At 47.7% G+C, this 13506-nt stretch carries 12 protein-coding genes; 3 read left to right on the top strand and 9 right to left on the bottom strand.

Going from position 1 to position 13506, the window contains the following annotated elements:
* Positions 1-21 precede the first annotated feature (21 nt).
* From BFR57_RS12125 to BFR57_RS12100, 6 genes are read right to left on the bottom strand one after another with little or no spacing between them, the layout of a single operon-like run.
* The gene (locus BFR57_RS12125) at positions 22-834 is read right to left on the bottom strand and encodes a symmetrical bis(5'-nucleosyl)-tetraphosphatase (protein WP_071464238.1); all 813 of its coding nucleotides are present in this window, start codon (positions 832-834) and stop codon (positions 22-24) included.
* A gap of 4 nt (positions 835-838) precedes the next feature.
* Positions 839-1216, bottom strand: a complete 378-nt coding sequence (gene apaG, locus BFR57_RS12120) for a Co2+/Mg2+ efflux protein ApaG (protein ID WP_071464237.1) — start codon at positions 1214-1216, stop codon at positions 839-841.
* Positions 1213-2022 (bottom strand): 16S rRNA (adenine(1518)-N(6)/adenine(1519)-N(6))-dimethyltransferase RsmA, encoded by an 810-nt coding sequence (gene rsmA / locus BFR57_RS12115; RefSeq protein WP_071464236.1) that lies wholly within the window; start codon positions 2020-2022, stop codon positions 1213-1215. Before rsmA ends, apaG begins: the two co-directional genes overlap by 4 nt.
* Complete coding sequence (pdxA, locus tag BFR57_RS12110) at positions 2019-3005, bottom strand: 4-hydroxythreonine-4-phosphate dehydrogenase PdxA (RefSeq protein ID WP_071464235.1); 987 nt, start codon at positions 3003-3005, stop codon at positions 2019-2021. Before pdxA ends, rsmA begins: the two co-directional genes overlap by 4 nt.
* A 1-nt stretch (position 3006) precedes the next feature.
* Positions 3007-4305: a peptidylprolyl isomerase SurA gene (gene surA, locus BFR57_RS12105; protein ID WP_071464234.1), complete on the bottom strand. Its 1299-nt coding sequence runs from the start codon at positions 4303-4305 to the stop codon at positions 3007-3009.
* Positions 4306-4316: 11 nt separating this feature from the next.
* Positions 4317-6608: an LPS assembly protein LptD gene (locus BFR57_RS12100; RefSeq protein WP_071464233.1), complete on the bottom strand. Its 2292-nt coding sequence runs from the start codon at positions 6606-6608 to the stop codon at positions 4317-4319.
* 138 nt (positions 6609-6746) lie between these two features.
* Between BFR57_RS12100 and BFR57_RS12095 the strand changes: the two genes are divergently transcribed.
* Genes BFR57_RS12095 through djlA form a run of 3 tightly spaced genes read left to right on the top strand, consistent with a single transcriptional unit; the run spans position 6747 to position 9252 of the window.
* Positions 6747-7745: a phosphotransferase gene (locus BFR57_RS12095; protein ID WP_071464232.1), complete on the top strand. Its 999-nt coding sequence runs from the start codon at positions 6747-6749 to the stop codon at positions 7743-7745.
* Entirely contained in the window at positions 7742-8422 is a 681-nt protein-coding gene (gene murU, locus BFR57_RS12090) for an N-acetylmuramate alpha-1-phosphate uridylyltransferase MurU (RefSeq protein WP_071464231.1), read from the top strand. The genes BFR57_RS12095 and murU overlap by 4 nt, the downstream gene beginning before the upstream one ends.
* Positions 8419-9252 (top strand): co-chaperone DjlA, encoded by an 834-nt coding sequence (gene djlA / locus BFR57_RS12085; protein ID WP_071464230.1) that lies wholly within the window; start codon positions 8419-8421, stop codon positions 9250-9252. Before murU ends, djlA begins: the two co-directional genes overlap by 4 nt.
* 3 nt (positions 9253-9255) lie before the next feature.
* Here djlA and BFR57_RS12080 read toward each other — a convergent pair whose 3' ends face one another.
* The 3 genes from BFR57_RS12080 to rapA form a co-directional block, all read right to left on the bottom strand.
* The gene (locus BFR57_RS12080) at positions 9256-9999 is read right to left on the bottom strand and encodes a DUF3530 family protein (protein ID WP_071464229.1); all 744 of its coding nucleotides are present in this window, start codon (positions 9997-9999) and stop codon (positions 9256-9258) included.
* Between the two features lie 89 nt (positions 10000-10088).
* Positions 10089-10748, bottom strand: coding sequence for a pseudouridine synthase (locus BFR57_RS12075; protein ID WP_071464228.1), 660 nt, complete (start codon positions 10746-10748; stop codon positions 10089-10091).
* Positions 10748-13402 (bottom strand): RNA polymerase-associated protein RapA, encoded by a 2655-nt coding sequence (gene rapA / locus BFR57_RS12070; protein ID WP_071464227.1) that lies wholly within the window; start codon positions 13400-13402, stop codon positions 10748-10750. The genes BFR57_RS12075 and rapA overlap by 1 nt, the downstream gene beginning before the upstream one ends.
* Between the last annotated feature and the right edge of the window lie 104 nt (positions 13403-13506).

Below are 13506 nucleotides of genomic sequence, written 5' to 3'. Positions count from 1 at the left end.
CAATCCTCAGCATCGCTATAACTACGATTGGGATTGGGACGGTTGTGTGTAGTATCTTTGTTGTTCTAAATGAAACAGCGTCATGTACTGACCCCATACGCAACCGGTGTCCAACCCAACATATTTCGTTTTTTGAGTTTCTCCCATTAGTGCTGCCCAATGTCCGAAGACAATACGCTCACTCCTTTGGGACAATTCAAACCATGGTTTCCACTGAGCATCCGTGTCTTGTTGTGGATGGTTCTTACGGCGAAAATCCAGTTCACCGGTGTCGCTGCAATAGCGCATGCGCGTAAACGCATTGATTATAAATCGGTATCGGTCAAATCCGCTGAGACTTGAGCACCAATTATTTGGTTGATTAGAAAACATGTGCTCAACCAAGCTGGGCATCGCGTCACTTTTGAGTGATTGCGTAACTTCTGATGCCAATGTTTTGGCTTGCGCGGTAGACCAAAAAGGATAAATACCTGCATGACTCAATAACGTATTGTGCTGTTCGAAATGATGCAGCAAGGGTTGCTCTCGTATCCAGTCGATATAGTCTAAGCGACGGGTAGATGAGACAATCGCATTGAGTTTGTCTTTAGGGTTAACTTCACGTGAGCCCATTAACACAGCGAGCAAGTTCAGGTCGTGGTTTCCCAGCACGGTATTAACGGCGTCACCACTATCCACGAAAAAATCTAACGCGGCCTTAGAGTCTGGCCCTCTGGCAACAATATCCCCGACACACCATAAAGAATCCGTTTTGCTGGAGAAGCCTACTTGATTAAGTAGCTCCATTAGCTCAGCGTAACAGCCTTGGATATCGCCAACTAAATAAGTCGCCATTACGCTAGTGAATAATATTTGGAATCGCTAAACGAAACGACGGAATAGCTACTTTGAACTGCTCGCCTTGCTCAGAGAGCATCAAATAATGGCCTTCCATCATCCCAACGGGGGTCGCTATCACAGTGCCGCTGGTGTATGTGAACGAGTCACCCGGGCTGATACATGGTTGTTGACCAATAACGCCTTCGCCTGCGACTCGAGTTACTTTACCCTCTGCGTCGGTAATGCGCCACTCGCGGCTTTTAAGGGTAACGTCATGAGCGGCATTGTTGCTGATGGTAATGGTATACGAAAACACATACTGACCCTGGCTCGGGTTTGATTGTGCCGCGATATATTGTGTAGTGACTTCGATTTGAACCTGTGTTTTTACCGTCATAGGGACTTCTGGTTATCCGTCAGCCAATCAGAGATTCGACAATAGTCTGCAACCGAGAGTGTCTCGGGACGAGCACTTGGGTTTATTCCAAGTGTTTCTAATTGCGTATCATCAATGAGCTTTTTGAGATTGTTTCTAATTGTTTTACGTCTTTGATTAAAAGCTGTCAAACACAATGATTGTAATTGACTAACGTCTTTAACTGGATGTGGACTCACAGAATAGGGACGCAGCCTAACCACCGCGGACTCCACTTTGGGTGGTGGTGTAAATGCCTCGGGTGGAACATCCAGTACCTTTTGTACCTCGCAACGTTGTTGCACACTGACGCTGATGCGGCCATAGGTCTTACTACCAGGCTCCGCTGTTAAGCGATCCACGACTTCTTTTTGCAGCATGAAGTGCATATCTTCAACATGATCACTGAACTGTAGTAAATGAAATATCAGTGGTGTGGAGATATTGTAGGGTAAGTTGCCAAAGACGCGCAGCTTATGTTCGGGAGAAGCGAATTCTTTAAAGTCGACCTTCATGGCGTCAGCGCGAATCACTTCTAAGTGTTTGCTGAGGAATGGATGCGACTCTAAGCGATCCGCCAGATCACGGTCAAGTTCGACTACGCGTAAATGCTCACAGCGCTCAGCAACAGGTTCCGTCAAGGCCGCAAGACCGGGCCCAATCTCAACTAGGTTTTCGCCTTTCAGCGGATGAATCGCATCGACGATCGATTCAATGATGTTCTCGTCATTTAAAAAGTTTTGACCAAACCGCTTACGCGCTCGGTGCCCTAAGTGAGTTTTGCTCATAGTTTTGAGTTATTTACCATATCAATTGCTGTCTGAATCGCGAGCTGACAACTGCCCGGATTAATGTCTGGGCTGCCCGCCATATCCAAAGCAGTGCCGTGATCCACTGATGTGCGGATATAAGGCAGTCCTAACGTGATATTCACGGCTTTACCAAAGCCCTTATACTTTAACACAGGCAGCCCTTGATCGTGATACATAGCAACAACCGCCGAAGCTGATTCTAAGTATTTAGGCTGAAATAATGTATCAGCCGGGTAAGGGCCCGAGACGTGCATACCATCTCTTTGTAGTTTTCTGATTACTGGCGAAATAATAGCTTCGTCCTCGTGACCGAGGTGTCCACCTTCACCCGCATGCGGATTTAAACCACACACTAATATATTGGGTTGCTGCTCACCAAATTTCTGCTTCAAATCATCATGTAAAATACGGATGATTTTCTCCACGCGCTCCGCTGTGATCGCTTTTGCCACGTACGCAAGAGGAATGTGAGTGGTTACCAACGCCACGCGAAGTCCTTCTGTTGCGAGCATCATAACAACATCAGAGCGGTCGGCCTTGTTAGCAAAGAATTCAGTATGACCTGAAAAAGCGACACCCGCTTCATTAATAATGCCTTTATGTACGGGGCCGGTGACGATAGCGTCAAATTCTCCGGTTAAGTTGCCATCAGATGCAATCGTTAGGGTTTCTACGACATATTGACCGTTGGCAACATTTAACTCACCAGCAATAGCCGGCGTGGCAAGCGGAACATGTTTAATAAACAGCTGACCAGGCTGCATGGGTGAGGTGGGTCGAGTCCCGTCGTAGGGCACCAAGGTCAATGGTAGATTGAGTTCCGTCGCTCGCTGTTTCAGCAAGTCGCTATCGGCTATGGCAACAATATCCGCATTCCAATTCTGTTGCGCGATCATTACGGCTAAATCAGGGCCAACCCCGGCGGGTTCGCCGGGGGTAAAGGCAAGCAGTGGACGCATGTTACTTAGCTACTACGCGAACGTATGCACGATCACGCATTTCTTGGCGCCAGGTGTCGACTTCCTCACGATACTTACGAGAGAACAGCATTTGATAGGCTTTGTCTCGCTTACTTTCTTGCGTCGCGTCAAGGGTACGACGATCCATCACTTCGACAATGTGCCAACCGAATTGAGTGCGGAAAGGTTCGCTGATGACGCCCTTCTCAAGTGTACTGACTTGTTGTTTAAACTCTTCAGCGTAACGATCAGGACGTGACCAACCTAGGTCACCACCTCGTGATGCAGAGCCCGGATCGGCAGAGTGCTCCTTAGCAAGTTCCGCAAAGGTCTTCTCGCCGTCCATGATTTGCTGACGAAACTCGCTTAGCATTTCTTTTGCTTTATTATCCGACAAAATCACTGATGGCTTGATGAGAATATGGCGTGCTTCAACTTCCTGCACTTCAACAACTTGTTCACCACGTTTATCAGCGACACGTAAGATATGGAAACCTACGCCACTGCGGATAGGACCGATGATCTCGCCTTTGCCCTTACCTTTGACAACTTCAGCAAACAGCGTTGGCATCGTGTTTTCAGTCATCCAACCTAAGTCACCGCCATCCAAGGCATTTGAGCCTGATGAAGAGCGAATAGCTAGTTGGGAAAAGTCATCACCTTCGTTTAAACGGTCGATGACCGCTTCCGCTCGGCGTTTAGCCGCTTCTTGCTTTTCGCTCGATGCCTCAGAATCAACACCAATCAAGATCTGCTGCAAACGGTACTCGGTAGGTGACGAGTTATTTTGTTCAATTAGATTAACTAAGTTTTCGACTTCTTGCGGCGTAACCGATACGCGACGTTGTACCGAGGCCCGCTCAACCTGACTGGTGATGATTTCAGTTTTAATCTGCTCACGGAAAGCAGGCCAACTTTGGCCAGATGCAACCGTGGTTTCACGCAACTCATCAACACTCATACCACGATCTTGTGCAACACGTGAAATTGCTTGATCGAGTTGTGCTTCAGATACCTCGATACCCATACGCTCAGCCATCTGCAGTTGCAGTTCTTGCTGAATTAATCGTTCGGTTGCTTGGGTACGCAACACTTCGTCGGAGGGTGCATTAGCCGCTGAGAAGTTGTCTGATTGTTTGACTTGCTTTATTAACTGCTCAATCTGGCTTTCTAAAATGACACCATCATCTACGATAACGGCTACGCGGTCTAACACTTGTTGTGCTTGAGCCACCGTTGCTGTTACGCACATCATCAAAGCGATGCTGATTGAAGTGCTGAATTTAACTAACTGTTTCATTATTTGTACCACTAGTTACTTAAGTAAAAAGGTCGTCTGTAGCCGTAAATGCTTTTTTCAAGCATTTCGATCAGACTGCTTCCGTCGCTTGAAAGGCCGCTGATAATAAACTGTAAGCTGACACCATTGTCAAACTCCGGCGCCGCAAATGTGTTTTGCATCATGCCAGCGTTAGCGGTGCCTGCCATTGCCGGTTCAAGATTAAGGTTAATACGACGATACGCACTTACTCTTAATGCCCAGCAACAACTACTATATTGAACACCTAAAATAGCGTCGTTAGTACGACTATTAACTAAATCGTAGTAAACGTTGGCTGCGACCTGCCATTGATTGTTAATTTCCCAAACCGCTTGCGCCCCGACCTGCTCAATATCGCTGTTCAATATATTCGTTGCTTTGCGATGATTGATCTGAACGAGATTTTTATTATCAAAACGATACTCTACAGCGGTCTGACTCTTTCTCGTCTGGTTTAGTTCCGTGTCGTACTGTATTGCGCTTTTCACACTCCAGTTGGGTGTTATCGCCCAAGTCAAGTCGGCAACCCATTCGGTATTGCTCGACGTGCGCGCGATGTTCTGTTCCAACAGTTCGGTACGGCTTTCATCAAAATAATAGATTTGACCAAACGCAAAGCGTAACAACTCACGTTCACGCTGATCAAAGATACTTGTGGTGGCACCATAGGTGATCTGGTTGGCTTCTGCAATGCGATCTAAGCCCGAGTATCGCTGCGCCCGGAAAAGACCGTAATAGTCATCTTGCATCAAGGTTGTATCGTAAATGCCAATATTTGACTGGTCTTCGTACGGTACATATAGATACTGAACTTGAGGTACTAAAGTTTGGCGATACGATCCGTCGTCACCATCAAAAAAGCGCTCAAGGTGCAAACGACCGCGAAGTCGTGCGCGTGGAAGTGAGCGTGAGACTGAATCTGACAACTCAGTGTTCGGACGTTCCTGACGATAGTGCGTATAGAGATAGGAAAATTCTGCTTCACCATCATACGCTGGCGCTTCGACCGAATAACTTAAGCTTGGTTCAAGGTGCGCACGTGTCGCGTACTGATTCGCGTCATCTTGGTTTTGAAAGTAAGTGAGCTCGCTTTCGACAGCCCAATTAATCCCAGTATAGCTACCTTGGTCGTAACGCATCGATAGTTGTGGGAGCGTTCGGAACGGGCTTTGATACTGACCTAGCAACTCGTAATCTTCAGTGCGTAAACGGGCAAAGAAATTGTCGTTTAAGTAATCCACTTGTGCGACACGGTACAAGTGCGTGTCCGCTCGACCTGCAAAATCGCTCCCAAAGTCATTGAGGTAGTTATCATCAGAGATCTGAGTTGCGTCGACATAGGCGCGCCAGTGATCTCCGAATTGTGCTTGCTGATCGATATGCCATAAATAACGGTCAGCATTGTCTAATCGTAGCGAATCATTTTGTAAGTATTCTAGATTAATTTGACCACCGTAATTATCGGTCAGGAATCGATACTCTGACTTCAACATCGTGCCGCGCTTACTGATATAGACAGGTGCTAAGGTGGCGTCCATGTTGGGCGCAATATTAAAGTAATAAGGCACCTCGACCTCTAAGCCATTAATAGACGAGGTGTCTATCGTCGGGTAGAGAAAGCCTGTTTTGCGTTTATCGTTCACCGGGAAGGTAAAATACGGTAAATAAATCACTGGGATATCGAAAAGCTCAACTTTAGCACCCCAAGCCTCGCCAAAGTCTTCATCTTGGCTTATCTCAATACGATCCGCTGTGAGTTTCCAAGCAGGGTCATCGGTTGGGCAGGTGGTAAAGCTAGAAGAAAACAGATTGACATGTTGCTCTGATAAACGCAGCAACTGTGCTTGCCCCCGAGCTTGCGTGCTTTTCATTCGATATTCAGTATCGCGTAACTCTGCGGTTGATGAAACACCGTTGTAGTTGAATGAGTTACCTTTTACTTGAATGTAACCATCTGAAAACAACACACCTTGATTGGCATCGATGGTTTGTCTTTCTTGATTAATCCGTGCAGACTCCGTGAGGAGCCATTGACCGTCCTGACGGATGCTGACGTTGCCGGTGAACAAGGCTTCGCCGTTGTTACTGACGTTCGAGTTATCCGAATGCACTAAGATGCTGCCCGGCAGTTGCTCGGAAACGTCAAATTCGGGTTCCTCGAAACTCCACTGACTATAACGCGCTGAGCACACACTCGTGAGCGCCTGCTGAGCAGAAACTGATGCGCTGAAGAGTGTAAATAAGACAGCGGATGCTTTGGCAACTTTGTAACGCAATGGCAAGATACTAATCCGTTTTTAGTTGTTAATTAATGATTAGGCATAAGCTTGGTATAATAAAGCAAATCTGCGTATTCTGCTATTTTAGTAAGATTAATTTGGCACTTATTTCGCCAAATATTGGCATAGAGAGGGGGCACTTTGGAAGATTCTCGTGAGATTGGACTGGCAGCATGGTGTGAGGCGCAGACGGGACATCCGCAATCACAGCTTGAAGTGGTTTCTGGTGACGCTAGTTTTCGGCGGTATTTTCGCGCATCAGATGGTCAACGCAGTCTCATTGCGGTTGATTGTCCGCCTGATAAAGAAGATATGCGTCCATTCCTGCTGGTTGCCGATGCATACCAAGCCGCTGACATTCCTGTCCCTACAGTGCTCAATGTTGACTTGAAGCAAGGCTACATGCTGCAAACGGATTTTGGTCACACAGTATTACTGTCAAAGCTACAGCAACGCAATGCACGTCAGTACTATCACCAGGCATTAGCCATTTTGCCTCGCGTGATGCAAGTCACCGACACTGCCGAGGGGGCTTTACCGAAGTTTGACCGAGCCTTGTTGGATCGTGAGTTGGCATTATTTAAAGACTGGCTGTTAATGCAGCATATCGATATCGACTGGAATGATCAGGACGATGAGATCTGGCAACAATTCTGTGAGCAGATGGTCAGTAATGCATTTGAACAGCCACAGGTCGGTGTGCATCGTGACTATCACTCGCGTAACCTGATGGTGACCCCGGAGGGGCTGGGCGTTATCGACTTCCAAGATGCTGTGATTGGACCCATGACCTACGATGCGGTCTCGCTGTTGCGTGATTGCTATATCGAGTGGCCAGACGATTTAGTCAGTGAACTTGCTGAGCAATTGAGAGTCGATTTACAAGCGACTGGGCAGTTAGCGTCAGATGTCACTCCTCAACAATGGCAACACTGGTTTGACTGGATGGGACTGCAACGACATACCAAGGCTGCGGGCATTTTTGCTCGACTCGCGCATCGAGATGATAAAGCAGGCTACTTAAAGGATGTGCCTCGCACATTAGGCTATTTGCAAAAAGTAAGTGCTAAGTATGCTCAGCTCAATGAGTATCATCAATGGTTAACGCAACGTATTATTCCCGCGTGGGAGCAAGCATGAAGGCGATGATTTTAGCGGCAGGGCGTGGAAAGCGAATGCAGCCGTTAACCAACTTAACACCAAAACCACTGTTAAAAGTGGCCGGCAAACCACTCATTGAATACATTATTGAGAAACTGGTCGACGTAGGTATTACAGAGATTGTGATTAACCATGCTTGGTTAGGTGGTCAACTTGAAAGCAGCTTAGGTGATGGCTCACGCTGGGGGGTTAAGATCGACTATTCGCCTGAGCCCGAGGGCGGTTTAGAAACGGCTGGCGGTATAATCAAAGCGTTGCCGTTACTCGGCTATGAACCCTTTTGGGTAATCAATGGTGATATTTTTATCGACTCTGACTTACGTGACTTACCAACGGAACTGGCGCCTGGTGACTTGGCTCACCTAATGCTTGTCGAAAACCCTGAACATAACCCCCAAGGTGACTTTGCATTGAAGGACGGGCGTGTGAGCGTAAAGAATCCAGATGACTATGGTTACACTTTTGCGGGTATTGGACTTTATTCACCTGAACTTTTTGCCGACTATGCAGCGGGCTTTCGGCCCCTCAAGCCTTTGTTGTTGCACGCTATGAGTAAGCAACAAGTTGCTGCCCATTTATTAAAGGGACGTTGGACCGATGTGGGTACACCCGCTCGATTAAGTCAGTTAAACCAAGAAGTAGAGGACAAACAATGATTTGGGGAAAGGTGATAGGTGGGTTGGCTGGCTACCTATTTTTACGATTGCCAGGCGCTATTATCGGCGTACTGATTGGTCATTGGTTCGACCGAGGAATGGCGCAAGACTTTGCCAGTCGAGGTGGTTTTGGTCAATTCATGTACGGTAAACGTGATGCTGGGAAAGACGCATTATTTTTGTATACCTTATTCGCTGTCATGGGGCATCTCGCTAAAGCAAAAGGACGAGTAACCGAACGTGATATAGCGCAAGCTTCAGAATTGATGAAGCGCTTTAGACTCGATGCTGAAGCCAAAGAAGAAGCGCAACAGGCGTTTCGTGAAGGAAAGCAATCGACTTTTCCAGTAAACGACACGATGAAGCGCTTCCGCGAATCATTTTACGGTAACCGCGAAGTCTCTCAGGTGTTCATGGAGCAGTTGATGGCCTTGGCGCTTAATGACGGCGTATTGGATCGTGCTGAGCATGAGGTGCTTATTAATGTCGGTAAAGCGCTTGGCTTCAGACGGTTTCAAATTGACCAGTGGTTAGCCATGCAGAAAGCGGCTTTTCGTTTTCATCAGCATCGCCAGCAAGGCAGTGCAGGAAAGCAGCAGTCTAAGCCATCGCGGAATGAGTTGCAGGATGCTTACGAGGTGCTAGGTGTGAAAGCCGAACAGCCCGACGCAGAAATAAAAAAGGCTTATCGTAAGTTAATGGCGCGTCATCACCCTGATAAGTTGGCTTCAAAGGGGTTGCCCGAGCATGTGATGAGAGAAGCACAGAAGCGAGCCCAAGATATTCAGCAGGCTTACGAGGTCATAAAAAAGCATCGCGACGTGCGTTAATGGTTAAAACCCCTGAAACTTAAGCCATCCTTTAATAACACTGTGCAGCTCATGAGTAGCTTCTGGTACTTGGCTGAGTAAAACCCGTGGGCGATAGCTGAGTTGTTGAAATTTGTTACTCATGGTCTTGTGCATCGGCCATTGAGTAGTGACCCAACGGTTAGCAGACGCTGTCTTTATGTCCAAAACTGGAAAAGGAAGTTTTGCAATTTCTGTGCTTAACAACTCGTTCAGGCGTAATTGTGGGATGTAAGCATCTATGAGAATGACGGCGTCCGGTGCGGCAGCAGCGTTTTGTTTAATCCAGTCAAGCCATAGCGCACCGCTGATACCTTCGACTATCCACACCGTAAACCCAGGTTGTTCGCTTACCTTGTCGTATATTGCGTCAAGGCGCTTGAATAGTAAGTTGCGATAGGGTTGGAGCGCATTCTCGTCGGGTTGGTAATAACCTAAATCAGCGTTGTAATGGCCTAAAGAGTCGGGCTCAATCAGCGCCTCAGGTGGCGTAATCGCCCAACTGCGCCAGCCCATTTTTGCGGCTTGATGATAACTCGATTTAATCAACGGTGATTGGAGTGGGTGTAGCCCCCATGCTGGGAGTGCAACAAATTGTCCCCGCTCGAAGCTTTTTAATGGCTCGCGCTGTAGTGCTAAATACGAACCATCATTGCCTTCAGAATCGGTCAACCAAACGACTTCATGAGGTGGTACAAAACGGGCACGGTCATCCTGTCCGTAGCACACCGCAGACCCTAACACTATAACTAGGCATATGACGCATCGAAGTATGTTCATACACCTTTATCGTCAACAGTGGTCAAGTCTTTAGGTGTTTAACTAAATGGACTGGGGCTGCTAAAAGTGACCGCTTGTTCTGTTAGCGGATGAGCTATCTTTAACTCAAATGCGTGTAATAATAATCGCTCCGCGGCATTGAATGCTGCGGAGTGAGCATAAAACTTATCACCTAGAATAGGACAGTCTAACGCGAGCATGTGCACGCGTAGTTGATGCGAACGACCCGTATGTGGAGAAAGCTTAACTAAGCTGGTTTGCGTCTGTTGCGCTAACACTTGATAAAACGTTTGACTCGCCTTGCCATTAACAAAGTCGACTTGTTGTTTAGGTCGGTTTGGCCAGTCACAGCTGAGCGGCAAATCGATGCAACCATGATTGCCCGGCAAATGCCCCCATACCTTGGCAAGATAGGTTTTTTGTGTTGTGCGTTGTTGAAACTGTTTGCTGAGATGGCTTTGTGACGCTTTACCGAGTGCAAATGCCATCACACCCGAGGTCGCCATATCCAGCCGATGCACGACGCGTATCTCTGGAAAAATACGGGCTAAGCGCGTGTACACTGAGTCCCTGTGTTCGATCGCTTTGCCAGGTACGCTCAGTATTCCCGCTGGTTTATCGACCACAACCAACGCATTATCTCGATATATTATCTTGAGATAAGGGTCGGTTGGTGGCTGATAATGAAGTAATGCCATTAATGGTGATTAACCAAAATACGCACTGCAAACAATGAAAGCTGTGGTTGCTCAAGTGCTTCTAACAACGTTTGCTTGCGTAGTTCGATGGCACGAATTTCAGAGTCACGTACCGACGGATTGCGCTGCTTAAGCTTGATCAAACGATCGAGTTCTTTTCCTAAACTTTCGTTGATACGCGTGCGTACTGCCGCACTTTGTTCCACCAACCATGCCTCAGCAGAGCCACGCGCGACCTCTAAATGTGACTTTGTAATGTCACGCAGTTGTTTTAATATCTGACGCGAGGTTTTTTTATCCATAAAATCAGCTTGCTTGGTTAGCGCATCGCGGGGCACTTTGCTCGTCAACTCGCGCCCTTGGCTGTCAAGCAGTATACGGTGGTTTTGCAATGGGAAGAACTCCTGGGCTACCGCATTTTGAGGTGCGTTGATGTGGGCGCTGAAATCAACCTCCATAAACCACGCACCCTCAGGCAGGGCTTTATTATTCAGCTTAGTCACGCACACACTGCCGAAGTCTTGCTGAGTCACTATATCCAAGGCTTCTTGAACATGCGGATGATCCCAACTTAAGAATTCGACGTCCTCATAATTAAGCGCGGTGGTACGGTCAAAGGTGATAGTCATCCCCTCTTCTTGCAAGCCTGGAATGGCTTCGACACGCATATGCTCGCTTGGTTTGACAAAGATTCGCGTCTCGTCGAGTTCTTCGGCGTCAATCCCAAAACGCTCCCAGAACGTGGTCATAAATTCGCTCAGGTGCTCTGTATCGCTCGTTTCTTCGATTGCCGAAATAACGGCTTCGGCCTGTTGCGGACGGCATGCATTCAATTCTTGTAGTTTATCTCGACCTGCTTCAACTTCACTCATTAACTGCTGATGGAGTTCAGTGCTCCGCTGCAGTATCTCTTTCGGGAGAGGTTGGCAACTGAGTAAAGATTTTTTAATGGATTGAGCGAACTCATCATACATGCGTCGACCCACCGGGTTGCATTGTTCGAAGGCATTCATCGTGTGATACCACGGCAGCAAAATACCTTCGTCAGAATCTTCTATGTACGGCAAGTAAATTTGGATGTCATGAGTCTGTCCGATGCGATCAAGTCGACCAATGCGCTGTTCCAACAAGTCTGGATTTTCCGGTAAATCAAAGAGTACAAGTTGATGTACAAACTGGAAATTACGGCCTTCGCTGCCAATCTCAGAACATAACAGAATTGGACTACCGTTATCGTCATCGGCAAAAAATTCAGCGGCACGATCGCGCTCAAGTAATGACATCCCTTCGTGGAATACGGCTGCGTTAATCCCTTCGAGCACACGCAATGCTTCGGCGAGCTCATTCACCGTTTTCGCGCTGTGACAAATAAGCAACGTTTTGTCATCACGGTTGCTTTTTATATGGTCGATAAGCCAAGTAACACGGGAGTCGCCCAGCCACCAAGGTTCACGCATATCATCGTCGGGATCAGGTAGTTTTACCGGGTGAAAATGACGTGCCGGGAATCCGCCTACATTTTGCCGGCGGTTTCTAAACATCACTCGTCCAGTACCGTGCTCATCAAGGAGTTCGTCTAATGCCTCACCGCTAAGGTCATTCGCTTTCTCGGCGAGTTCACGATAGTGGGTTTGCTCATCCTCGAACGCGTTGAAATCGTTAAAGCGGTCTGGGTCAAGTAACTGCAGGCGCTTAAAGTGACCTTCGTTACCTTCTTGCTCAGGTGTTGCGGTTAGTAACAGCAAGCCGGGGATAGCGTTCGCCAGCTGAGCAAAATGCGCATAGCCCGGTGTGTTGTCATTAAGGTGGTGGGCCTCGTCAACCACAAGCATGTCGAACTCGGCGCTCATGAGCGCTTCATGCCACTGTTCATCGTGCAGGATCTTATTGTTGATAATCACGAGTTGTTCAGTAGAAAATGGATTATCACTATCGAGCTGCGCTTCTCGGATTCTGGCTTCATCAAACACACTGAAATCGAGTGCGAAGCGGCGCTTCATTTCAACCAGCCATTGATGGCGGAGGCTGTCAGGAACGGCTACGAGCACGCGCTGACTGCGTCCAGTAACGTGCTGGCGCTTGATAATCATGCCAGCCTCAATTGTCTTACCAAGACCGACTTCGTCAGCGAGCATGACACGTGGATGATAGCGATTGGCTACTGTGGAGGCGACATAGCACTGGTGCGGTAATAAATTCACTCGAGCACCGAGTAAACCGGTAACGGTACTTTGTTGCCATTGAGCGAGTTGTTGCTGACCTTGCATGCGCAGAAGATAGAGATCGTGTCGGTCGGCTTGTCCGGCAATAAAGCGAGTTAAAGCCGGATTGGTGTCTATTTGATGGGCTAACTGAGATTCTGGCACCATCACTTCTTCACCTGAGTCCACACGCTCACCAAAATAGATAGCTAAGCCTTGGTGTTCTTTTGCCTCGGTGACAACAAAACGCCATTGATCAGCGTGTGTTGCTTCCTGTCCTTCATTTAACACAAATCGAGCGAGCGGCGCGTCGGATTTAGCGTACATTCGTGTTTCACCCGTGCTGGGGAACATCACTGATACCTGGCGTCCATCCACGGCTGTGACGACGCCAAGCCCTAAATCTGTTTCAGTTTCGCTTAACCAACGTTGCCCTAAACTAAACTCGCTCACTTCGTCCTTCCTATGCGCTAACTTTAAAGGTCGGCAATAGTAATGGGGAGATTAGAAAAAAACAATGCGGCTGTCATCCCTGTGTCACGAATTTTGGTCTAAGC

The sequence above is a fragment of the Idiomarina sp. MD25a genome (genome assembly GCF_001870515.1).
Classification (GTDB): domain Bacteria; phylum Pseudomonadota; class Gammaproteobacteria; order Enterobacterales; family Alteromonadaceae; genus Idiomarina.
The sequence above is the reverse complement of the archived record's forward strand: the minus strand, read 5'-3'. Positions and strand labels throughout refer to the sequence as shown.